Source organism: Aeromonas sp. ANP5 (assembly GCF_963870295.1).
Lineage (GTDB): Bacteria > Pseudomonadota > Gammaproteobacteria > Enterobacterales > Aeromonadaceae > Aeromonas > Aeromonas veronii.
Window position 1 is genome coordinate 40,703 of record NZ_CAWMRY010000020.1, and the last position, 21,245, is coordinate 61,947.

At 60.6% G+C, this 21,245-nt stretch carries 19 protein-coding genes and 1 pseudogene; 7 read left to right on the forward strand and 13 right to left on the reverse strand.

Translation table 11 applies throughout. The features are described from left to right. Window positions 1-10: 10 nt before the first annotated feature. The 4 genes and pseudogenes from AACT07_RS12605 to AACT07_RS12620 form a co-directional block, all read right to left on the reverse strand. A pseudogene (locus tag AACT07_RS12605) lies at window positions 11-1,112 on the reverse strand (IS4 family transposase). 117 nt (window positions 1,113-1,229) lie between these two features. Beyond that, window positions 1,230-2,789, reverse strand: coding sequence for a methyl-accepting chemotaxis protein (locus AACT07_RS12610; RefSeq protein ID WP_069528057.1), 1,560 nt, complete (start codon window positions 2,787-2,789; stop codon window positions 1,230-1,232). Window positions 2,790-2,926: 137 nt separating this feature from the next. Beyond that, window positions 2,927-3,226: a hypothetical protein gene (locus AACT07_RS12615; protein WP_005335795.1), complete on the reverse strand. Its 300-nt coding sequence runs from the start codon at window positions 3,224-3,226 to the stop codon at window positions 2,927-2,929. Between the two features lie 118 nt (window positions 3,227-3,344). After that, window positions 3,345-4,949 carry a peptide ABC transporter substrate-binding protein gene (locus tag AACT07_RS12620; protein ID WP_069528058.1) on the reverse strand — a complete coding sequence of 535 codons (1,605 nt, stop codon included), beginning with the start codon at window positions 4,947-4,949 and terminating at the stop codon, window positions 3,345-3,347. Between the two features lie 184 nt (window positions 4,950-5,133). Here AACT07_RS12620 and AACT07_RS12625 point away from each other — a divergent pair, with 184 nt between their 5' ends. Continuing rightward, window positions 5,134-5,841 carry a ParB-like protein gene (locus AACT07_RS12625; RefSeq protein WP_069528060.1) on the forward strand — a complete coding sequence of 236 codons (708 nt, stop codon included), beginning with the start codon at window positions 5,134-5,136 and terminating at the stop codon, window positions 5,839-5,841. Between the two features lie 94 nt (window positions 5,842-5,935). Here the strand turns inward: AACT07_RS12625 and AACT07_RS12630 are convergent, their stop codons facing one another. Then, entirely contained in the window at window positions 5,936-6,595 is a 660-nt protein-coding gene (locus tag AACT07_RS12630; RefSeq protein WP_069528061.1) for a CatB-related O-acetyltransferase, read from the reverse strand. A 284-nt stretch (window positions 6,596-6,879) separates the two neighbouring features. Here AACT07_RS12630 and AACT07_RS12635 point away from each other — a divergent pair, with 284 nt between their 5' ends. Further along, a complete protein-coding gene (locus tag AACT07_RS12635) occupies window positions 6,880-7,308 on the forward strand; it encodes a DUF2753 family protein (RefSeq protein WP_005335785.1) in 429 nt (142 codons plus the stop codon). 18 nt (window positions 7,309-7,326) lie between these two features. Here the strand turns inward: AACT07_RS12635 and AACT07_RS12640 are convergent, their stop codons facing one another. Next, window positions 7,327-8,076 (reverse strand): enoyl-CoA hydratase-related protein, encoded by a 750-nt coding sequence (locus AACT07_RS12640; RefSeq protein ID WP_069528063.1) that lies wholly within the window; start codon window positions 8,074-8,076, stop codon window positions 7,327-7,329. A gap of 90 nt (window positions 8,077-8,166) precedes the next feature. On the opposite strand from AACT07_RS12640, the gene AACT07_RS12645 reads away from it, so the two are divergent. From AACT07_RS12645 to AACT07_RS12655, 3 genes are all read left to right on the forward strand, one after another. Further along, window positions 8,167-8,616, forward strand: coding sequence for a copper chaperone PCu(A)C (locus AACT07_RS12645; protein ID WP_005335782.1), 450 nt, complete (start codon window positions 8,167-8,169; stop codon window positions 8,614-8,616). A gap of 95 nt (window positions 8,617-8,711) precedes the next feature. Further along, window positions 8,712-9,344, forward strand: a complete 633-nt coding sequence (locus tag AACT07_RS12650) for a TIGR04219 family outer membrane beta-barrel protein (protein ID WP_005354809.1) — start codon at window positions 8,712-8,714, stop codon at window positions 9,342-9,344. 31 nt (window positions 9,345-9,375) lie between these two features. Then, entirely contained in the window at window positions 9,376-10,056 is a 681-nt protein-coding gene (locus AACT07_RS12655) for an SDR family oxidoreductase (RefSeq protein ID WP_069528065.1), read from the forward strand. Between the two features lie 90 nt (window positions 10,057-10,146). On the opposite strand, the gene AACT07_RS12660 is transcribed toward AACT07_RS12655, so the two are convergent. Continuing rightward, window positions 10,147-11,871: a proline--tRNA ligase gene (locus AACT07_RS12660; protein ID WP_069528066.1), complete on the reverse strand. Its 1,725-nt coding sequence runs from the start codon at window positions 11,869-11,871 to the stop codon at window positions 10,147-10,149. 274 nt (window positions 11,872-12,145) lie between these two features. On the opposite strand from AACT07_RS12660, the gene rlmD reads away from it, so the two are divergent. Beyond that, window positions 12,146-13,498 carry a 23S rRNA (uracil(1939)-C(5))-methyltransferase RlmD gene (gene rlmD / locus AACT07_RS12665; RefSeq protein WP_069528068.1) on the forward strand — a complete coding sequence of 451 codons (1,353 nt, stop codon included), beginning with the start codon at window positions 12,146-12,148 and terminating at the stop codon, window positions 13,496-13,498. Window positions 13,499-13,577: 79 nt separating this feature from the next. Here the strand turns inward: rlmD and AACT07_RS12670 are convergent, their stop codons facing one another. The 3 genes from AACT07_RS12670 to AACT07_RS12680 are packed head-to-tail and all read right to left on the reverse strand — an operon-like array spanning window position 13,578 to window position 17,057. Next, entirely contained in the window at window positions 13,578-14,147 is a 570-nt protein-coding gene (locus tag AACT07_RS12670) for a PqiC family protein (RefSeq protein WP_005335775.1), read from the reverse strand. After that, the gene (gene pqiB, locus AACT07_RS12675; RefSeq protein WP_069528070.1) at window positions 14,144-15,793 is read right to left on the reverse strand and encodes an intermembrane transport protein PqiB; all 1,650 of its coding nucleotides are present in this window, start codon (window positions 15,791-15,793) and stop codon (window positions 14,144-14,146) included. The genes AACT07_RS12670 and pqiB overlap by 4 nt, the downstream gene beginning before the upstream one ends. After that, entirely contained in the window at window positions 15,786-17,057 is a 1,272-nt protein-coding gene (locus tag AACT07_RS12680) for a paraquat-inducible protein A (protein ID WP_069528072.1), read from the reverse strand. Before AACT07_RS12680 ends, pqiB begins: the two co-directional genes overlap by 8 nt. A gap of 176 nt (window positions 17,058-17,233) precedes the next feature. Here AACT07_RS12680 and hfq point away from each other — a divergent pair, with 176 nt between their 5' ends. Beyond that, window positions 17,234-17,593, forward strand: coding sequence for an RNA chaperone Hfq (hfq, locus tag AACT07_RS12685; protein WP_005335772.1), 360 nt, complete (start codon window positions 17,234-17,236; stop codon window positions 17,591-17,593). Window positions 17,594-17,724: 131 nt separating this feature from the next. On the opposite strand, the gene AACT07_RS12690 is transcribed toward hfq, so the two are convergent. The 3 genes from AACT07_RS12690 to AACT07_RS12700 form a co-directional block, all read right to left on the reverse strand. Beyond that, entirely contained in the window at window positions 17,725-18,315 is a 591-nt protein-coding gene (locus tag AACT07_RS12690) for an HAD family hydrolase (protein WP_069528073.1), read from the reverse strand. A gap of 65 nt (window positions 18,316-18,380) precedes the next feature. Continuing rightward, window positions 18,381-19,484: an EAL and HDOD domain-containing protein gene (locus AACT07_RS12695; RefSeq protein ID WP_069528075.1), complete on the reverse strand. Its 1,104-nt coding sequence runs from the start codon at window positions 19,482-19,484 to the stop codon at window positions 18,381-18,383. Window positions 19,485-19,488: 4 nt separating this feature from the next. After that, window positions 19,489-21,129, reverse strand: coding sequence for a sensor domain-containing diguanylate cyclase (locus AACT07_RS12700; RefSeq protein ID WP_069528077.1), 1,641 nt, complete (start codon window positions 21,127-21,129; stop codon window positions 19,489-19,491). Window positions 21,130-21,245: the final 116 nt, after the last annotated feature.

Genomic DNA, 21,245 nt, shown 5'->3' on the forward strand with positions numbered 1-21,245 from the left:
TGCCAGTCAGTTAAGCCTGACTGGCATTGTTTTTATTGGCTTTTTGCACCGCATACTTTTGTGGTCTTGCCTTCACACTGCGGGGGTAACTCCGCTCCCTTCGCTCCGGCAATACAAACTCCAGCTCTGCCACCCGCTTCGGGATACTCCCCGGTGACAGGTACGGCATGCAGCTCAGTTCATGGATGAGGTACACCGATGCCATGTGAAAACTCAGCTGACTCGCCGCCATCTTCACCATCTGGCTCCGCAGCAGGTTGTACGCCAACAACACGCCCCACAGCTCTTGCCGTATCCCCATTGACTTGTTGCTACGCAGGATCAGTCGGTGTTGTTGCAGGCTGTGCTTCATCTCCCGATAGCCCAACTCGATTCCCCTGCGGTGGCTGTAGAGCTCAACGATGTCGGCCCCCGGGAAACGCATCGGGTCGACCATGGAGGTCAATACCTGGCGCTCCTTGCCATTGATGTGTCGGGTCAGCAAGCGGACTTCCACTGTGTCCGGCAGGTGCGGCCACTTCTTCCTCGCCTGTAGGCTGGTTTTCAGCAAGACCAGTGCATCCTGGCGCCCCAGTTTGCGCACCATCTCGTATTGGGTGCCCTTTTTGAGCGGCAGCAACCAGTGCCGCTCTACGCCCGCACTCTGCCATGCATGGAGCAGACCGAGGGAGTAAAACCCCTTGTCAAACAGGGTGAGCGAGTGGTCCGGCGTGCGTGCGACAAGCTGTTCGGCCAACACCATCTCGTTGACGGCGCAGCTCTCCATGACGGCCTGAACAAGCAGGTGGCTGGTCAGCTCCATCTGACAGAGCATGCGCACCTGCGGATAGCAGTTGCAGCCCGGCCCAACCGGGATGATTGGCCTGCTGGTGCCAGAGAGGGGCGGTCGCCGGGCAACAGGATATCGAGCGGATTGACCAGCTGGGTCATGGGGACATGGCGGAAGATGGCCCAGACCAGACGCTCCATGGGCTACGGCGGCGACGCAGGGTCACGACATCCTCTTCGGCGAGCAGCGTCATGATGAGCTCGGGAGAAATGAGGTCAGAGAGTGACTCAAACTGGGCAGCATTGCTGGCGTGGAGGAGGTCGAGAGCCTGGTCGATACGTATAAAAAATCCGAAACCAATCAACAGGTTTCGGATTTTCACACAACAGAAGGAGCGGTCAATGGATCCTTAACTGATCGGCATTACGTCTTGTGACGCGCTTTTTTGATCGCTGTCGCTTCAATATCTGAACTGGTTGATCAGCCGCGAGAGGTCCTGCAGCCGCTCTACCAGCAGGGTGATGCCATCTAGCGCCTGCCTGCTGTTGTCGGCGGTGTGGCTGGCCAGCTGGTGGATCTGGTGCACCCCTTCATCGAGGGTCGCCGTGACGTCGGCCTGCTGACTCACCGCCTGGGCGATCTCGTCACTGGTGCGGGTTACCTGCCCCAGCATCCGGTTGATCTGGGTGAGCACGTCGGCGGTGGTGCCCGCGTGCTGCTGGCACCGCACCGAGGTCTGCGCCCCTTGCGTCATCCCGTCCGACAGCTGTCGTGTAGTTTGTTGCAGCGCCTGGATCATCTCGTGGATCTCGCTGGTCGAGGCGCGGGTCTTCTGGGCCAGCGCCCTCACTTCATCCGCCACCACGGCAAAACCGCGCCCCTGTTCGCCAGCCCGGGCGGCCTCGATGGCCGCATTGAGAGCGAGCAGGTTGGTCTGGTCGGCGATTTGACTGATCACCTCCAGAATACCGCTGATCTTCTGGCTGTCGCAGGTGAGTTGGGCCAACACGGCATGGCTGGTATCCAGCTCCTGATGGAGTTGGTTGACGGCAGATCGGGTGGTCGCCAATGCTTGCAGCCCCTCGTCGGAGACCTGCTGTACCTCTATGACCAGATTGCTCGCCTCATGGGCACTGTGGGCCACATCCCGAATAGAGTGGCTCAGCTCGGTGATGGCGGTCGCCAGCTGCTCGCTGTAGGCGCGCTGCTGCTGCAGGTGGGTATCAATGGTCTGGATATTGCCCCGGTCATCTTCGGCTGCCTGCAGGATCTGCTGGTTGGTGTCGGCGCTGCGCCCGACCACGGCCTTGAGCTCGGCCTGCTTCATCCGCAGGGCCAGTTCGACGGCCGCCAGGGTATCGCGCCGTCGGGTGTAGAGCACCTGACAGAGGTGGGTTCCCTTGTCTTGATCGGCAAGGGTGAGCAGATGAGCCAGCCGCTGCTGCAATCGCCAGCCGTGGATTGCCTGTGCCAACAGCAACAAGGCGGTGGGCAGCAGCCATAACAGGTTGCCGGTGGCAAAGTTAGCAAGGATGGTGAGCAAGGCAGAAGCGGAGAGCCAGAGGGTCAGCTGACCCGGTTCAATGTGAAACCGGCTCAGCCAGGGAAGTGCCTTGCCGCTGCGCAGCAGGCCATAGAGCTGCTCGGCCCAGGCCACATCGCTGGCGGCGGGTTTGGTGCGCACCGACTGGAACTCGACGATCTCCTTCTGCGCATTGAGGATCGGGGTGACGTAAGCGTTTACCCAATAGAACTGACCGCTTTTGGCGCGGTTCTTGACCAGCCCCATCCAGCTTTTGCCCTGTCGCAGCCGCTGCCACATGTCGGCGAAGGCCACCTTGGGCATGTCGGGGTGTCGCACCAGATTGTGGGGTACCCCTTCCATTTCGGCAGCACCATACCCGGCCACATCACAGAAGTGCTGGTTGGCATAGGTAATATGACTGGCGGGATCCGTGGTCGAGATGAGTGCGATGTTGTCGGGGAAGTGTATCTCCCCCTCCTGATGGAGTCTGGGCATGTGTCGTTCCTGAAAAAGCCAACCAACTGATAACTATGTTTTTTATTGTCGTTCTCAGTTAATCATTCTAAGGCTCTTCAGTGACCCGAACTTGGCTTGGGTCAATTAATCAACACAATCAATTGATGAAGTGAGGGTCAGCTGGCCGGTGTGAAATCGTGAACTTCGCCGCTTCTCGGTTTAAAGCGCGGATCGCTATCTTTGTAGCTGCGCACCAGCTCCATCGTCTTGCAAAAGCTGGTCTGCTTGTCGTACTCCTGACGAGCCAACTCGATGGCCCGTTCGGCACGGCGCCGCTCCATCTTGTCAGACTTGCGATCGCTGAACTGTTGCTGCTGGTGCAGCATCCAGCCGACAAACTCTTGCTGGCATTGGGATTCGCTATTGGCCTGCGCGGGCAGGGTCCACAACAACGAGAGCAGTATCAAATAACGCATGTCTGACTGGGCATTGAAGATTAATTGAACAGAAGGGGCGACATTTTAGGCTGGAAATCAGGGTGTGAACAGTATCAATAGCGAGGCCCTGCGGGGCCTCGCATCGTTGTGGCCGGTGTCAGTGTTTGACGAGGTACAGCTGGCGGCTGTAGGCCACATCTTCCGGGTTGTTGATGGGGTAGCCCTTGAGCCATGGCTTGATGAGGCGGGCATTGGTGTACTGGTAGATGGGGGCGATGGGGGCTTGATCCAGCAGGATCGCCTCCGCCTCGCCAAACAGCTTGCTGCGGCTGGCGGCATCCTGAGTGCTGGCCGCCTCTGCCAGTAGCTGGTCATAACGGGCATTGGCAAAGCCAGCCATATTGCCGCTGTGACGAGAGCCCCACAGGCCAAGGAACGCTGAAGGGTCGTTGTAATCGGCGACCCAGGAGGAGCGGATCACCTCGAACTGACCGCTCTGGCGGCTGTCGAGATAGGTTTTCCACTCCTGATTGGTCAGCTCGACCTCGGCGCCCAGCTTCTGCTTCCACATGCTGGCGATGGCCAGCGCCATCTTCTTGTGAATTTCCGCGGTGTTGTAGAGCAGGGTCAGCTTGAGCGGCTTGTCCGGGCCGTAACCGGCCTCCTTGAGCAGGGTCTTGGCCTTGCTGTCCAGCTCCGGCTGGCTGCTGGTGGAGAGCAGGTTGGCGGCCGGGGTAAAGCTGGCGGTCACATCCGGAGTGAAGTGATAAGCCGGTTTCTCGCCAGTGCCGAGCACTTTGTCGGCGATCAGGGCGCGGTCGATGGTGTAGGAGAGCGCCTTGCGCACCCGCACATCGTTCAGAGGTGCCTGACGGGTATTGAAGGCGTAGTAGTAGGTGCCGAGCTGATCCGGGGTGTAGACCTCATTCGGGATCTGCTGCTTCAGCTTGTCGTACTGCTCCTTGGGGAAGGATTCGGTGATATGCAGATCGCCAGCCAGGTAGCGGTTGGTGGCCGCGCTCTCCTGATTGATCGGCATGAAGATCACCTTGGTCAATACGGTATGGGCCCGATCCCAGTAATAAGGGTTGGGGGTCAGCTCCAGCTTCTCGTTGACCACCCGGTTGTTCAGCACAAAGGCACCGTTGCCCACCAGTTTGCCGGGCTGGGTCCACTGGTTGCCGTACTGCTCGATGCTGGCTTGATGGAGCGGCGACAGGCTGGGGTGGCTCAGCAGGTTCAGGAAGTAGGGTAGTGGCTGGGAGAGGGTCACCTGCAGGGTGTGGTCATCGAGGGCCTTGACCCCCAGCTCGCTGGCAGGCAATTTGCCAGCCACGATCTCGTCCACCTTGTCGAAACGGGCCAGTTGGGCAAACCAGGCGAAGGTGGCCGCCTCTTTCGGGTTGACCAGCTTGCGCCAGCCGTAGACGAAGTCACCGGCCTTGACCGGATCGCCGTTGGACCAGCGCGCATCCGGGCGCAGATGGAAGGTAAAGAACTGGTTGCCCTTGTTCTCCCAGCTGGCCGCCACCCCGGCAACCGGTTTGCCATCCGGCCCCTGGGTCAGCAGCCCCTCGAACAGATCCCGCAGTACCTGCAACTCCGGCAGGCCGACCAGCTTGAGCGGGCTCAGGCTCGCAGGTTCATCCTTGAGGTGGCGAACGACAATCTGCTCGGCGGCGAGTTGTGTTCCGGCGGGAATATCGGCAGCCTGGACAGCGGCACAGCCCAGCAGGGCCAGCAAGGGGCTCCATCCTTTCATGGGTCGGATCCTTCAAATAGTGTGAAGCGGGGAGAAAACTCGGCGAGAAAATATCGCCGACAGATGGGAAATCATGATATCCCGTTTGCTGGTCTGACCGCCAGCATTCGACTCTCACTCCCAATCGGGGTAGAAGAGCGTTCCCGGCGTCTGTGCAGTTCAATGTGGTGAGGAGTGTCAAACGATGAAAGCATGGTTATTGCTGGCCAGTGTGTTGAGCCAGGGTGCCTGGGCGTTGGCCCCGTGCCAGAGCGACACGGCGGTGGGCAACTGGTGCGAGATCGGCATCGATGCCTTGCACCCGACTCAGGGGGGCGTCGGCCAGATCCAGGTTGATGAGACCCAGGCCACATTGGCCGGCATGAGCGCAAAGCAGCTCGACAAGTTGATGAAAAAGAAAGAGATCCCCGTGGTGATTGCGCCGGATGGCAGCTACTGGCTGGTGGACAGGCACCATCTCACCAAGGCGCTGTGGCAGCAGGGCGTCAAGGATGCCCGGGTCAAGGTGATTGGCCGTCTGCAGGACAAAGCCAACTTCTGGAGCCAGATGCAGAACAACCATTGGGCCTGGCTCAAGGATGAGAAGGGGCAGCCGCTGACCCCGGAGCAGTTGCCGACCAGCATCGACAAGCTGCCTGATTATCCCTATCGCACCCTCGCTGGACTGCTGCAGAATGCGGGCTACTTTCGCAAGGATAAACAGGTCTATTTCGTCGAGTTTGCCTGGGCCAGCTGGCTCGGCAAGCAGATGCAATGGATGCCGGTGGACAGCGCCAATCTGGCGGCCCGCCTGCAACAGGCCAAACGGCTCGCCTGCGGCAGCGATGCCAAGGATCTACCCGGTTATCCCGGCAAGCAGTGCAGCCTTAATCAGTCCAAAAGCGCGCAGTGAGCGGATGTATGATGCCGGCATCTAGATTATGCCGGAGATAAAAGAGGGCGACCCCGGGGTCGCCCTTATGCTGTCAGATACTGGTTAGCGGTGGTCACTCATGGCGCTCCGCCCAGCGGGCAGCCGCCTGTTCAAGCAGGGCGACGTCACCTTGCTGGATCAGCGGTAGCAGATCGTTGACCTGTTGATCCGGCCAATCCCACCAGGCGAGGGCCTGTAGCCGGGCAATCTCCTCCTCGCCAAAGCGCATCCGCACCACCCTGGCCGGGGTGCCCGCCACCATGGCATAGGGCGGCACATCCTGATTGACCAACGAGCGGGCGGCGATGATGGCACCGTCGCCAATGGTGACGCCGGGCATGATCATCGCCTCCATGCCGATCCAGACATCGTTGCCGATGCGGGTATCGCCTGCGGGGCGGTAGCTGCGCTGGAGCGCCGCCAGATCGGCGAACGGATAGGTGCTGATGAAGGCAGTGTTGTGGGTGTGGTTGCCCCCCATGATGATCTTCACTCCGGCGGCAATCTGCACATAGTCGCCGATATGAAGCCGGTCGATATGCCAGAGCGGCTCCCAGCCGGTGTCCGGGCTGCGGCTGAAGGGATCGCCATGGAGGTAGCGCACCGCCACCTCTTCGAAGGGGCCATCCCAGGCACCCGAGTAGTAGCTGTGCTGCCCCTTTAGGCAGATATTGGGGTTGGTCACCGTCAGGTGCAGGTATTCGACCTGCGACCAGTGTTGGCAGATGTTCATGTTGGTACTCCTTTGCTGAATGGATCGGATGGGTTGCGTTCGCTTGAGCGCAGCTAATAGATCCAGACCAGCATGCGGGGCACGCAGAGCAGGGAGCAGCCCAGCATCTGCGGGAGGTGTGGTCGCATTGTGGTGTGCTCCAAAGAAGGGGGGAGGGGCACGATCATAAGGTCGGGCACATGCTTTGCCAAGGTGATGAGAGATCCTGCACTAACCCTCTGGTTGATATTTATTCTCAATTAGCCATGATAACACTCCCACCATGACGGATTCGGGAGAGCGAGATGACACCGCAAAGTTGGCAACGATACATGCTGGAGGCGGAGCGTGCCTGGCAGGCCGGTTCGCTAGGGGCGGCGATCTGCTTTTATCAGCAGGCGCTGGGAGATGTTTACGAGATGACCCAGGTCGAGTTGACCGAGCTGGCCACCATGCGAGTCGCCACCTGTCACCGGCTGGCCGACTTCTGGCGGGCGATGGATGAGCCGACTTATGAGCTGCGTTACCTGAAGCTTGCCTCCGAGCTGGTGACTGCGCTGGTGCCACAATGCCCCAACCGGGAGTGCGAGGCACTGATCAGCGAACTGGGTTGCTGTCGCGGAGCCCTGCTCGCCTTTCTCAAGCGCCACCCCAATCCGGAAATTGCCCGACTGATCCAGTTGCAGGACAAGGTACAGGGTTGCGAGCTGATCGGCCGTTTTCGTCTCAACTGACAGGCGTTGAGCGGCAGCTCAGCCCCGCCGTTTGAGTTTCTGGGCGATGCGTTGCTGCGCCTCTTCCCCTTGCAGTGCCTGGGCGAAGGCGCGCGCCTCCAGATCGATGACAAAGTGCACCGCTTGTTTAAGCTCCTGTTTCAGTAGAGCCTTGCTCTTTTGCAGCGCTCTGGGCGGTTTGGCCGCCAGCTTCAGCCCCTGCTCGCGGGCAAGGGAGAGCAATCCATCGGCCGCCACCACCTTGTTGGCCAGCCCGAGCCGCAGCGCCTCTTCGGCATCAATCGCCTCGGCCAGCAGCAGCAGCTCGGCTGCCTTGAGGTGCCCCACCAGACGCGGCAGCAGCAGGCTGGAGGCGAACTCTGGCACCAGCCCCAACTCGACGAAAGGAAGCTGCAAGCGGGCATTATCCGCCAGATAGACCAGATCGCAGTGCAGCAAAATGGTGGTGCCAATCCCCACCGCCGGGCCTGCAACGGCGGCGACCACAGGTTTGGGGAAATCGGCCAGGGTGTGGAGGAACTGCAGTATGGGGTCGTCGGGCTCCAGCGCGCTTTTGCCCATAAAGTCGGCCAGATCATTGCCCGCAGTAAAGCAATCCTGCTGCCCCTGCAACAGCAGGACATGCACCTCCTCATCGGCTGCCGCCTCTCGCAGCGCTGCCACCAGTTGCTTATAGAGCTCGGTATTGAGGGCGTTGCGCTTGTCGGGGCGGTTGAGGGTCAGGGTGAGCAAGCCATCCTGCTGCTCGGCAATGAGAATGGGGGCCATGTCTAAATCCTTGTTATTGAAAGGTGCAAAAAAGGTTGCTGCTGGGGTAACCTTGGCGCCGTTTAACAACATCATAAAAGGATTTCAACCATGTTTAAACGTGCGTTTTATTCTCTGCTGGTTCTGGGTATGACGGCGCCTGCACTGGCCAAGGTCGAGGCTGTCGACGGTTATGTGCGGCTGCTGCCGCCGGGCTCCCCCAACACTGCCGCCTTTATGGTGCTGAAGAATGACGCCGACCAGCCGGTCAAGCTGGTGGCGGCGGCTTCTGCTGCGGCCGGGCGTGCCGAGCTGCACACCCACCTGCACGAAAATGGTGTGATGAAGATGCGTCAGGTCGAGAATATCGAGATCCCGGCCAAGGGCGAGGCGGTGCTGAAACCGGGCAGCCTGCACATCATGTTGTTCGAGGTGGGCACGCTCTCCGAGCAGACCCCTTTCCCGCTCACCCTCACCATGGACGATGGTCAGAAGCTGGATCTGTCACTGCCGGTGAAGCCGATTGAGCCGATGGCAGAGATGAAGCATATGAAGCACTGACATTTGTCGTCGTTTGTTCAGGATTGACGCTGGGTATTTTGGCTGCACCGAGTAAAATAGTGCTCTTTTCCATGTATGCAAGAGGAAGTGACGTAATGAAAAAGACGCTGATTGCCGGTTTTGTGCTGGCGCTGTGCAGCCAGAGTGCCATGGCCGCTGACGACTGGCGTTTTGCCGCCGGTGCCGACGTATGGGCCGCCAAGGGCAGTGGTCAGGCTTATGGCACCAGTGCTGATGGCAGCTATGACGACAGCTACAACTGGAACGGCTATCTGCAACTGGAACACGGCATCATCTTCCTGCCGAACGCCAAGTTTGAAGTCTCCGATTTCAGCACCTCCGGCGGCAACTTCAAGAACGATCTGACAGCCTACGATCTGAGCCTCTACTACCGTCTGTTCAACAACGATCTGTTCAAGATCGATCTGGGTATGACCGGTCGTCACTACGATGGCGAGCAGGTCTACTTCGGCCGCAAGGGTTATGACGAAGATACCCTGATGGCCTATGCCGGCAGTGAAGTGAAGATCCCGGGCACCGGCATCGCCTTCTTCGGCGATCTGCGCACTCATGATGCGGACAACTATGACTACCGTCTGGGTGGTTCCTACAAGTTCTCCTCCATGCCGATCAAGCTGCGTGCCGGCTGGCGTGAAGCCAAGGTCGACTTCGCCAATATCGACCAGTCTGTCGATGGCTGGTTCATGGGCGGCGAATTCACTTTCTAATCTGACCGTCGACTGACGACGAGGAGCGATAATGGGCCACATCATAGTGACAGGTGCCGGTTCTGGTCTCGGCCGGGCGCTGACCATCGGACTGGTTGAGCGGGGCCATCAGGTCTCCATGATGGGGCGCCGTTATCAGCGACTGCTGGAGCAGGAACAACTGCTCGGCAGCGCGGTGATCGGCATCGCGGCCGATCTGGCGCACCATGAAGAGGTCGACGTCGCCTTCGCTGCAGCGGTGGAGTGGGGCGGCCTGCCCGACATGGTGATCCACTGCGCCGGGGTGGGCGAGTTTGGCCCGGTCTGTGTCTACACCGCCGAGCAGATCCGCCGGGTGGTGGAGAGCAATCTCATCTCCACCATTCTGGTGGCCCAGCAGACGGTGCGGCTTATCGGGGAGAAAGGCGGAGTGCTGGCCAATGTGCTCTCCTCCGCCGCTCAGGTGGGCAAGGCCAACGAGAGCCTCTACTGCGCCTCCAAATGGGGGATGCGCGGCTTTCTCGAATCCTTGCGCGCCGAGCTGAAAGGCTCGCCGTTGCGGCTGGTCAACCTCTACCCGAGCGGGATCCGCAGCGAATTCTGGGACAACTCGGATCACGTGGACCCGAGTGGCTTCATGACCCCGGAAGATGCGGCGGCCTATATGCTCGACGCGCTGGAAGCCAGAAGCAGCTGCCACGTGACCGACCTCTTTATCGGTCGCAATCCCTGAGGCAACCCTTCATCCGGTTGCCGTCGTCAGCACACAGAAACAAAAAGCGCGCCAAATGGCGCGCTTTTTTATATCGGGAAGAGTGCGGAATTAACGGCCCAGCTTGGCCTTGAGCATGGCGATGATGTCGCTGATGGCCACTTCCTGCTTCTCGCCGGTGCGGCGGCACTTGTACTCCACCACTCCGTTGTCCAGACCGCGATCGCCGATGACGATGGCGTGCGGGATGCCCAGCAGCTCCATGTCGGCGAACATCACGCCCGGGCGCTCTTTACGGTCGTCGAACAGCACGTCCACACCAGCGGCTTTCAGCTCGGCGTAGAACTGCTGTGCCTGTTCGGCCACGCGCTCGGATTTGTGCATGTTCATCGGCACGATGGCCACTTCGAACGGGGCGATGGCGTCCGGCCAGATGATGCCGTACTGGTCGTTGTTCTGCTCGATGGCGGCAGCTACCAGACGGGAAACCCCGATACCGTAGCAACCCATCTCCATGGTGACGGACTTGCCAGCTTCGTTCAGCACGCTCGCCTTCATCGCTTCGGAGTACTTGGTACCCAGCTGGAAGATGTGGCCCACTTCGATACCACGCTTGAGCAGCAGCTTGCCCTGGCCGCACGGGCTCGGGTCGCCTTCTACCACGTTGCGCAGGTCGGCAACTTCGTAAGCGGTGATGTCGCGATCCCAGTTGGCACCGGTCAGGTGGAAGCCGGTCTCGTTGGCGCCGCAGACGAAGTCCGCCAGATGGGCTGCGCTGCGATCGACGATGATGCGACCGGCAAAGCCGACCGGGCCGATGGAACCTGCATCGCAACCGGCGGCAGCTTTAATCTGCTCGTCGTTGGCGAAGGTCAGCGGGTTGGCCACGCCAGCCAGTTTCTCTGCCTTGATTTCGTTCAGTTCGTGGTCGCCACGCAGTACCAGCGCGATGACGGCCTGCGTGCCGTGCTCATCTTCCTCTGCCAGTACCAGCAGGGTCTTGGCGATGGCGGTCGGTGCCACGTTCAGGAAAGCGGCCACTTCGTCGATGGTGTGGACGTTCGGGGTGGCAACCTTGGTCAGGGCTGCGGTGGCGGCAGCGCGCTCACCAGCCGGCGCCAGCGCTTCGGCCATCTCGATGTTGGCGGCGTAATCGGAGCTGTCGGAGAAGGCGATCAAGTCTTCACCGCTCTCGGCCAGCACCTGGAATTCGTGGGAACCGGTACCACCGATGGAACCGGTATCGGCCTGCACCGGACGGAAGTTCAGGCCCATGCGGGTGAACGCCTTGCAGTAGGCGGCGTGCATCTTCTCGTAGGTATCGACCAGAGATTCCTTGTCGATGTGGAAGGAGTAGGCATCCTTCATCAGGAATTCGCGGCCACGCATCACGCCGAAACGGGGGCGCACTTCGTCGCGGAACTTGGTCTGGATCTGGTAGAGGTTGAGCGGCAGCTGCTTGTAGCTGTTCACTTCGTAACGCACCAGCGCAGTGATCACCTCTTCGTGGGTCGGGCCCAGCACGAAGGGACGGTTGTGGCGGTCGGTCAGACGGCACAGCTCGGGACCGTAGTCATCCCAGCGGCCGGACTCCTGCCACAGCTCGGCGGGTTGCACTACTGGCATGGAGACTTCGACGGCACCAGCATTGTTCATCTCTTCGCGAACAATGTTCTCGATTTTCTTCAGTACCCGCAGACCGGTTGGCAACCAGGCATACATGCCGGAGGCCAGTTTACGGATCATCCCGGCGCGCAGCATCAGCTGGTGGCTGACAACTTCAGCGTCGGAGGGGGTTTCCTTGAGAGTGGAAAGCAGATATTGGCTGGTACGCATCGCGGTAGACCTTAGCTAGAACGGGCGCGGGGCCCAGGATAATTTCAAGGGCGGAATTTTAACAGGCTGGGCGTTGCGGCCCAAGGGCTAAATTTGCCGCAACCCGAAAGGTGGCAACGTCCGGCAGATGACCAGGGGCAATGACCATTGCAACAAGCAGGCTTTTTATGCCTGCAATTTGGCCGGATCTCCGCTAAACTCTGCCACCTTTTCTCGATGGGCATGGCTTTTCCGCGTCCATCACCCCCATTTTTTAGTACTTTTGGAGCCGCTCATGCCGTTAGTGGGACATCAACACCAGATCGAGATCCTGGAACTGACCGACAAAGGAGATGGCAAAGGACGCCTGTTCGATCGCCCCCTGTTTGTCGAAGGTCTGCTGCCCGGTGAGCAGGCGCTGGTGGAGCTGACCGAGGTCAAGCCGAACTATCTGCACGGCAAGGTTGCCGAGCTGCTCCAGCCCTCCGCCGATCGGGTTGCCGATTTCTGCCCCAACACCGAGTGCGGTGGCTGTCAGGTACGTCCGCTGGCCTATCCGGCCCAGCTCAAGCTCAAGCAGGCACTGGTGCAGAGCGCACTGGAGCAGGCCGGGCTGGGTGACACCCCGGTCAAGGATATCCTTGGCATGGAAAGCCCGTTCGCCTATCGCAACAAGGCGCAATATGCGGTGCGTGGCTGCGACGCCGGTGCCGAGATCGGTTTTTATCGCAAGCACTCCCACGATCTCATCACCGCCGATGACTGTGCGGTGCAGGATCCGCTGCACGTCGAGCTCAACGCCCGGGTGCGCAACTGGATGCGCGCGCATGACATCGCCGCCTATGACGAAGTGAACCACAGCGGCTGTGTGCGCAACCTGATGACCCGCAAGGGCTTCAAGAGCGGCGAGCTGATGGTGGTGTTGGTGACCCTGGGTGAGGAGCTGCCGTTCGAAGCCGAGCTGTTGGCAGCTCTGAGCGATCTGCCGGTTACTACCCTGGTGCAGAACATCAACAACGAGCGCACCAACCGCATTCTGGGTGCCACCAACCGGGTGCTGCTCGGCGAAGGGGTGATCCGCGACAAGATCCATGAGCTCGAGTTCGAGATCTCGCCGCTCTCCTTCTTCCAGAACAACCCGACCCAGACCGATGTGCTCTACTCCAGCGCCCTCGAGTATGCCGAACTGACCGGTAACGAGACGGTGTTCGACATCTATTGCGGTATCGGCACCATCTCCCTGTTCCTGGCTGGCAAGGCCGCCAAGGTGGTGGGGATCGAGTCGGTGGAGAGCGCCATCAGCGATGCCCGTCGCAACGCCGCCCTCAACGGTATCGAGCACACCGAATTCCACGTCGGCAAGGCGGAGCAGCTGATGCCCGAACTGCACGCCCAAGGTGTGACAGCTGACGTGGTAGTGATGGATCCGCCCCGCAAAGGCTGTGACAAGGCGGTGCTGCAGACCCTGGTCGCCATGGCGCCCCGCCGTCTGGTCTATGTCTCCTGCAACCCGCAGACCCTGGCCCGCGATCTTGCCTGGCTGGTCAAGCAGGGCTTCGTGCTGGATGAGGTGCAACCGGTCGATATGTTCCCGCACTCCATGCATGTGGAAGCGGTTGCCCGCCTGAGCCTGCCTGCCAAGGTATAAGTCTCCCCCGACTCTTGCCCATAAAAAAACGACGCCAACTGGCGTCGTTTTTTTATCTCTGCAATCGGCGGATGGGCGATTAGCTGGCGCTCTGGCGCACCTCGGCGGCAATCTGGTCGAGCAGCTGTTGCCAGCCCTGACCTAGTTCGTTCACCAGCGCGTTGTAGCCATCGGCCGGCAGCACCCGCTCCTGACGGAAGGGGGCATCGCGCAGCACGGTGCCATCCTCCGCCAGCAGGCGCCAGCGACCACTCAACACGGCGCTGCCGTCATGACGGCCCTGAAAGCGTTCCACCAGAATGGTCAGCACCGGCCCCTTGCGGGCGCCATCCTGCCGTACCACCCAGCCCGGCAGGCGGGTGGAGAGGCCATTAAGGGTGAGCTGGTTGAGCTGATCGTCCAGCGCACCGGCCCAGCGATGGTACTCGGTGAAGTGCAGCTCTTGCCCTTCCAGCTGATAGACCAGGCTGATCCGGTCGAGCTGGCTGGCCAGCGCCACCGGGCGCAGCACCAGCTGGTGCTGCGGTTTGGCCGGGGCCGTTACGGGTTGCTGGCTGTCGGCATCGAGCGAGTAGTAGTGCAGGCTTGGCTGGCTGCTGCAACCCGCCAGCAGGCCCAGCAGGGCCAGCGTCAGGATCTCTTTTTTCATTGTTTGCCTCGCTTGGGCTCAGGGTCCGATGGATGCGCGCGATCGAAGATCAGCGAGCTGGGCTGCTCGTTGAGGGAGTGCACCAGCGGCTGCAGTTCGCGCATCAACTGATTGAGGGTCTGCACCGACTGGCGCAGGTCCTGATTGGTCTGCGACTGGGCATCATAGGCCTGCAAGGTCTCCTGCAACTGCTTGAGGCTCTCGTTGAGCGAGGCGGGCAGCTGCTGGGTGGAATCCTTGGCAGTGAGCTTGTTCAGGTTGGCGCTGACTGCACTGATGTTCTTCAGGGTGCCATCCAGGGTGGTGAGTGACCCGTTGACCTTGGTCAGGGTGGTCGCCATGTCCATGTCGACAAACTTGTCGAGGATGAGGTTCACCTTGCGCTCGATCTGATCCAGCCCGCCCTGCACGGTGGGGAAGACCTGATAACCGGCCAGCTTGGCCTGCTCGAAGCGCGGCGCGTCCGGATAGAAGTTGAGGTCGATGATCTTGCCGCCGGTCAGCAGGCTCGAGGTCTTGAGGCTGGCACGCAACCCCTCCTTGAACTGCTTGCCGAACAGGGCACGCCACTGATCCTTCTCCGCCTTGGCATAGCGGTGGGAGAGGCGCTGCACCTCGATGCGGGCCAGCACCGGTATCTGGCGGCTCTTGAAGATCTGCACGCCCTTGTCCTCGATGAGGTAGGGGGCGGAGATGACGGTACCGACCCGGATACCGCGATACTGCACCGCCGCGCCCGGGTGAAGGCCACCGACGTTGTCATCGAACAGGAAGACGTAGTCGATGAACTGATCCAGACTACCGGCCAGCACGCTCGCCTCATCCTGGAACAGGGTGAACCCTTCCATCTGTTTGACCGGCTCGCCAGGTGCCCAGCCGGGTGGCAGACCCATGGTAATGCCGCCATCGATTAGGCTCTCCAGCGAATCCATCTTCACCTTCATCCCCTCGCTGCTCATGGAGACCTCGAAGCCCGGGGTCATCCAGAAGCGGGAGTTGCTGCTCACCAGAATGTCATAGGGGGCGTGGATGAAGATTTGATACTGCATCTCGCTCTTTTCCGGCAGGAACTTCGCCTCTTCCACCTGACCTATGGTGAAGCCCTGATAGTTGATGGGGGAGCCTTCCCCCAGCGCGCGGGTGTCGCGACTGCTGAGGGTGAGACGCAGCCCCTTGGCATCGAGGGAGGCGAGCGGCGGTTTGTCCAGCATGGCGTATTCGTCCCGAGCCCGACCTTTCTTGCCGGGGGCGAGCTCGATATAGGCGCCGGAGAGCAGGGTGCTCAGACCCGATACCCCTTCACGGCCCACTCTGGGCTTGACCACCCAGAACTGGCTGTCACCGCGCAGCATGCCGGAGGCGGCATTGGTCAGCCGTCCTTTCAGTACGGCATGGCTATAGTCATCGCTCAGCTCGACGGCCTCGATGCGGCCGACGTCCACTTCGCGGGAGCGGATCACCGTCTTGCCGGCGACTATGCCCTCGGCAGTGGCGACTGTCAGGGTGAAACTGGGGCCCTGGGAGTACCAGTGCTGGAGCAGCATCCAGAGACCGATGAACAGCGCCAGCAGGGGCACCATCCAGATTGCGGCGGCAGAGCTCAGAAAGTCAGAGCCCGGTTTCCACCTTTTTTTACGCTCACTCACGTTCGCGTTCTCCTTGTTGTAAATCCCAGATCAGGCGGGAGTCGAAACTCATGGCGGCGACCATGGTGATCAGCACCACACCTGCAAATGCGACGGCCGCAGGGCCGGGATAGATGGTCATCAGATTGTCGAGCCGGATCAGGCCCGCCAGAATGGCCACCACGAAGACGTCGATCATCGACCAGCGTCCGACAAATTCGGTCATGCGATAGAGTTTGAGCTTGCCGAGGGGGGAGGTGACATTGCCGCGCTGCACCATATAGCAAAGCCAGAATAGCGCCAGTATTTTCACCAGCGGCACCACCACGCTGGCGAAAAAAATCACCGCCGCTATGGGGTAGGAGCCCATGGCCCAGAGCAGCACCACACCGCCTAGGATGGTGGAGGGGCTGTCATCACCGAGAAACACCGTATCCATGATGGGATAGACGTTGGCCGGAATGTAGAGAATGGCGGAGGTAAACAGCAGCGCCCAGGTGCGGTTCAGGCCGCCCGGCTTGCGCGCATGCAGCTTGCCGCCGCAGCGGGAGCAACTGTGGCTGCTCACCTCGCTCAGAGCGCCACAGATGTGGCAGCCCACCAGACCTGATTCCAGCGCGCCCACTTCCGGGTCGATATCCCGCGCCTCGGTCGGGCCGAACAGCCGCTGCCACAGCCACATCTGGTCAAGCGAGGAGATCATCTTGATGAGCAGCACGGTGTAACCGACGAAAGCCCAGAATGACAGCCCCATCTTGATGTCGGCCATCCCCATCAGCTTGACCAGCGAGATGAGCACCCCCACCAGAAAGACATCCACCATCAGCCAGGGTTTGATCCGGCAGAGCAGACGGCCGAGGGAGCGCAGGGCATTGCTGTGCAGATCTTTATCGACCCGCCACAGCACCAGCATGATGGAGCCCATATAGACCAGCGGCAGGCCGATCAGGGTCAGGCTCAATACCGCGCCGAGAAACAGATAGCCCTCATCCACCAGGGTGGTGATGCTCTGCAAAAAGGTCATCTCCTGGCCCACCCCTTTGGCCGAGAAGGACATAAAGGTAAAGGCATTGGCGAGCACGAACATGATGAGTGCCGCGAACCCGTAGGAGATCGGCCGCAACTCCTGCTGTGGCAGGTGGCGACTCAGGGTATGTCCGCAACGGGGGCAGCAGCTGGCCTGTCCCACCTCGAGCGGTGTGGCCGGTATCAGCAGGTCACACTCTTCGCAGGCAGTGGCATCATGGACATAGGTGGTGTGGTGTTGGTGTGAAACCGGATGCAAGATAAAACCCCAGATAAGGCCCGTGGTAGAGCCAGAGCTGGCGATTATCGCAGTTGTGCTGGTCAGCGACCAGCCCCCGGAGGGCGCTATTGCTGGCGGGAGTGAGAATGACTTTGACAAGCCAGTGCCCATTTAGCACAATCAAACGCCACTTTTTTTCCGCGGGACAATAATTTATGACAACTGAATCCCCCAGCTACTCCACGATTGAGCAAGCCTTCTCCCTCGGGAACGGGCAAGATTCTGCCCTCAACTGGTTGCGCAAGAACCGCAGTCAGGTCGCTATTTTTCTGGTGAGCGGCATCAAGCTGGAAGGCACCATCAGCGGGTTCGACCAGTACAGCGTGCTGCTGACCGATGCTCATGGTAACCAGCAGCTGGTCTACAAGGCCAAGATCTCCACCATCGCCATGCACACCGGCCGTCCGCAGGTGAATATCCAGCGTGCTCGCAAGCCACGTGTCTCCATGGCGCCGCGCCCCCACGGTGCGCCGGGTCGTTATGACGACAATCAGGGCGGCGGCAACAACGAGTAATCGTCTGCCCCGCACACCCCGTTGACGCGCCCTGCGTCAGCGGCTGACGGAACCTGCTCTCATTTTCATTCATGTCCCGTATGAGAGCTGGTTCCGGTTATCGCCCCTTGCTGGGCGATATTTTTTCCGCACTACGCGGTTATGCCAACCGGTTGACCCTCTTTGACCATGCAGGTCTGCATACCCGCCGCTTCTCCGGCCTGTACCCCGATACCGGTATCTTCAAACACCAGACAGCCTGATGGCTCGATCCCCAGCTTGCTGGCGACCAGCAGGAAGGTGTCCGGATTGGGCTTGTGCAGCTCCACATCGTCTGCGGTAACCACCACGGAGAAGTAGCGATCCAGCCCGGTGTTGCGCAGCACCGCTTCGGCGTTGACGCGGGGCGAGCCGGTGCCGATCCCCATCGGGATGACGCCATGATAGCGCTCGACCAGTGCCTGCATGGCGGGAAAGACGGTCGCCTTGTGCAGGTTGGCCACATAGTGGGCGGTCTTGCAGCGGGTGACGTCGAGCGGATCGAGGGGGAGCTGCTGCTCCTGTGCGACCAGCAGGGCTATCTTGCGGCTCGGCATGCCCCCCAGCTCATAGAACCAGTCGGCATCGAAGTGAAAGCCAAACTCGCGGGCGGTATGTTCCCAAGCGGCGAGGTGCAGCGGCATGGAGTCGACCAGGGTGCCATCAAGGTCAAAGACCAGGCCTTGGAATCCGGAAAGCGTCATGGTGCGGGTCAGTCTCTGAAAAAAGGGAACCCATTCTAGCCAGTGGCTCCCCGCCTCGCCATCACCTAGCTGGTGAGAAACGCTTGCCCCCACATTTGTGACTGAAAATAGACGGGGGTGAGCTGGGCCGGATCGAGTTTATATTTGGGGGCAAGCTGTTCCAGCAGGGCCCAGTTGCCCTGTTCATAGGTGCTGACCAGCTGAAACAGATGAAAGAGTGGCCCTTCGTGCTGTTCGATGGCGCGCTGCACGCTCTTGGGCAGGTGGGCCATCAACGGCTCAGACAGCAGAGATCCATCGAGCACCAGTCCCACCAGAAACGCCCAGCTTGCCTCCGCTTTACCGAGGGCGGTGAGGGCAATCAACTCGCAGAAGCGGCCGCGGGCGATTGCCATGCGGGTGCAGGCCTCCGGCATGTGCTGGCTTACCCGGGCCAGACCGTTGATCAGCACGAACTTGCGGATCTCCTGCTCCCCCAGATAGGAGAGGGCGCGGGGCACCGAGGTGATGGGGGCGGCATGATCGAAGCCGGGGGCGTTGACGTAGGTGAGCAGCAGGCCGGGCAGCCAGGCATCCTGCTCCAGCAGGCGGGCTACCTGGGCGAAGGAGAACTCTTCGTGGCAGATGAGCTGGAGGATCTGCTGTACCAGCGCCATATCGGGCTGGTTGGCCCGCTGATTGACCAGCTCGGGACGGGCGAGAAAGCCGCCGGCAAAGAAGTCGACCCCCGCCTCCCGCAGCGGGAGAAAATCCGCCCAGGTTTCGATGTTCAGCGCCATCCGCTTGTGTTCGGTGGGCTGGCAGATCCCCTCTTCCCCCATCCAGTACACCAGCAGGCGGCTGGCGCCGAGCCAGCGCGGATCCCGGTTGGCGCCATGTACCGCCAGTCTGCGCCGACTGTCGCGCCACTGCTCCAGCACCGGGAACGAGTTGGGCTGGCGTTCGCTGGAGGCTTCAACCAGCGGGATCGCGTCCTGATCCAGCAGCAGGGGACGCTGTTCATCGAGCTGTTCGTGGGTGAAGGGCACCAGATATTGACGCCCCTGCGCCAGCAGGCGGCTATGTTGCGCCAGTGAAGGCCATTCGGCCGGTAAACTGAGCTGATAGTCGATGCCGTAGGCCACCAGAGCCAGGCGACGATTGAAGATGGGGTAGCGACGCAACAGCATGGGATCACCGATAGGCCAGAGTGCGCGCCCTCCCTTGTGACTTGGCATGGTAGAGCGCTTGGTCAGCCTGTTCGGTCAGGGTCTGCCATGCTCCGTCCTGGGAGGGAACCAGATAGCTAAAGCCTATGCTAACCGTAATGAAATCAGCAACCCGCGAGGCGGGATGGGGCATTTTCAAGCGGGCAAGACCATCGTGGATCCGTCCGGCCAGCTGTTCGGCCTCACCGGGTTGGGGGGCGCAGAGCAGAATGACGAACTCTTCCCCGCCGTAACGGGCGACCAGATTGGTGCAGCGCCGCTCTGCATCCCGCAGCACATGGGCCACCTGTTGCAGGCAGAGATCCCCCTTGGCATGGCCGAAGTGGTCGTTGTAGGCCTTGAACTCGTCGACGTCGATCATCAATACCGCCAGCAGGTTCTGGGTGCGCCGTGCCCACTCCCACTCCCGCTGCATGGTGATGTCCCACTGGCGCCGGTTGGCGATGCCGGTGAGGGGATCTTCCAGCGACAGCAGGGAGAGGCGGTGATTGGCCTCCTCCAGCGCACGGTTGGTCTCGGCCAGCTGCATGGTGCGTTCGGCGACCCGGGCCTCCAGCTGGCGGTTGAGGGTTTCCAACTGCTCCTGAGTACGCTGGCGGATCAGCAGTTGTGACAGGATGGCGGCGTACTGTTTGAAGATCTCGCTCTGATAGGCCTTGAGCGGACGGTGCCAGAGCAGGTTGTCGGCGGCGATCCAGCCGATGGGGGTGGTGCCATCCCACAGCGATATCATGGCGTTCCAGCCACGGCCCACCTGCTGCTTCTCGTAGTAGAGGGGAGTATCTTCCATCACCAGTACGTAATCCTTGCGCCTGAGCGCCTCTTGCACCGTGGGGTGATCCGGAATGGGGCTGATGAAGTTGTGTTCATCCATCAGCTCGCCCTCTTCGCTGGTGCCCCAGGTGCCGCGCATGGTCTTGCCATCGGGTTCGATCAGGAAGATGGCGACCCGATCGAATTGCAGCTCCTTGCGGGCCAGCAGCACGGCATCCCGCAGCAGATCGTTCTCGCTGCGACTGCGGGAGAGGGTAACGCTTACCATGTGCAGCGCCTGCAACATGGTGAGGAAGGAGCCCTGCAGTGCCTGACTCTGTACCAGATCGGTCTGGGTATGGAGCCGCTGGTCCCGCTCCTGATTGACCTGGCTGGAGAGCAGGTGATTGCTGAGCTCGGCAGTCAGATAGTGGATAAGGAGCTGGATGCCCTGACGCTGGTGGGAGGAGAGGCGATCGATGCGGCGGCGGGTCTCCAGATAGATGACCCCTTCCAGTTTCATGTGACGCTTGAGAGGGAAACAGGCGCGTAACTGTGGCTGGGCGGGCTCCACATTTTCGCCGGGATCCGGCGGTGCTTGGAGCTGCTCGATCACCAGTTGTCCCTTCTCCATCGCCTTGTCGATCAGGTGGTGGGGCAGGGTCAGTTGGCCGAGATGGGCGAGATCAAGCGTGGTCAGCCCGTGATCGAGCTGAAAGCTGTAGAGCTGCGGTTCGGGGGCTTTTAGCCAGAGGTAGAGGCGTTCGGCATCGGTCTTTTCACGGATGGTGGCGAGGCTCACTTCGCATAACTGAGCGAAGTTGGTGAAGTGTTCCGGGTCCCATTCCTGCATACCAATATCCCTTGGGTTGTACCCAAGCGAGTATAGACATATTTCTCCTTGATTAATATGTCAGAAAGGAGAGGCGGCGCACATAACGGTTGCTTTCAGCCCTGCTGGTGGAGATA

Excerpts from the sequence above, each read along its gene's own strand:
- AACT07_RS12700 (WP_069528077.1), bottom strand. The coding sequence starts at position 21,129 with ATGCAGGAATGGGACCCGGAACACTTCACCAACTTCGCTCAGTTATGC.
- AACT07_RS12610 (WP_069528057.1), bottom strand. The coding sequence starts at position 2,789 with ATGCCCAGACTCCATCAGGAGGGGGAGATACACTTCCCCGACAACATC.
- AACT07_RS12630 (WP_069528061.1), bottom strand. The coding sequence starts at position 6,595 with ATGAACATCTGCCAACACTGGTCGCAGGTCGAATACCTGCACCTGACG.
- AACT07_RS12635 (WP_005335785.1), top strand. The coding sequence starts at position 6,880 with ATGACACCGCAAAGTTGGCAACGATACATGCTGGAGGCGGAGCGTGCC.
- AACT07_RS12660 (WP_069528066.1), bottom strand. The coding sequence starts at position 11,871 with ATGCGTACCAGCCAATATCTGCTTTCCACTCTCAAGGAAACCCCCTCC.
- AACT07_RS12655 (WP_069528065.1), top strand. The coding sequence starts at position 9,376 with ATGGGCCACATCATAGTGACAGGTGCCGGTTCTGGTCTCGGCCGGGCG.
- hfq (WP_005335772.1), top strand. The coding sequence starts at position 17,234 with ATGACAACTGAATCCCCCAGCTACTCCACGATTGAGCAAGCCTTCTCC.
- AACT07_RS12670 (WP_005335775.1), bottom strand. The coding sequence starts at position 14,147 with ATGAAAAAAGAGATCCTGACGCTGGCCCTGCTGGGCCTGCTGGCGGGT.
- AACT07_RS12620 (WP_069528058.1), bottom strand. The coding sequence starts at position 4,949 with ATGAAAGGATGGAGCCCCTTGCTGGCCCTGCTGGGCTGTGCCGCTGTC.
- AACT07_RS12690 (WP_069528073.1), bottom strand. The coding sequence starts at position 18,315 with ATGACGCTTTCCGGATTCCAAGGCCTGGTCTTTGACCTTGATGGCACC.
- AACT07_RS12645 (WP_005335782.1), top strand. The coding sequence starts at position 8,167 with ATGTTTAAACGTGCGTTTTATTCTCTGCTGGTTCTGGGTATGACGGCG.
- AACT07_RS12615 (WP_005335795.1), bottom strand. The coding sequence starts at position 3,226 with ATGCGTTATTTGATACTGCTCTCGTTGTTGTGGACCCTGCCCGCGCAG.
- AACT07_RS12650 (WP_005354809.1), top strand. The coding sequence starts at position 8,712 with ATGAAAAAGACGCTGATTGCCGGTTTTGTGCTGGCGCTGTGCAGCCAG.
- rlmD (WP_069528068.1), top strand. The coding sequence starts at position 12,146 with ATGCCGTTAGTGGGACATCAACACCAGATCGAGATCCTGGAACTGACC.
- AACT07_RS12695 (WP_069528075.1), bottom strand. The coding sequence starts at position 19,484 with ATGCTGTTGCGTCGCTACCCCATCTTCAATCGTCGCCTGGCTCTGGTG.
- AACT07_RS12640 (WP_069528063.1), bottom strand. The coding sequence starts at position 8,076 with ATGGCCCCCATTCTCATTGCCGAGCAGCAGGATGGCTTGCTCACCCTG.
- AACT07_RS12625 (WP_069528060.1), top strand. The coding sequence starts at position 5,134 with ATGAAAGCATGGTTATTGCTGGCCAGTGTGTTGAGCCAGGGTGCCTGG.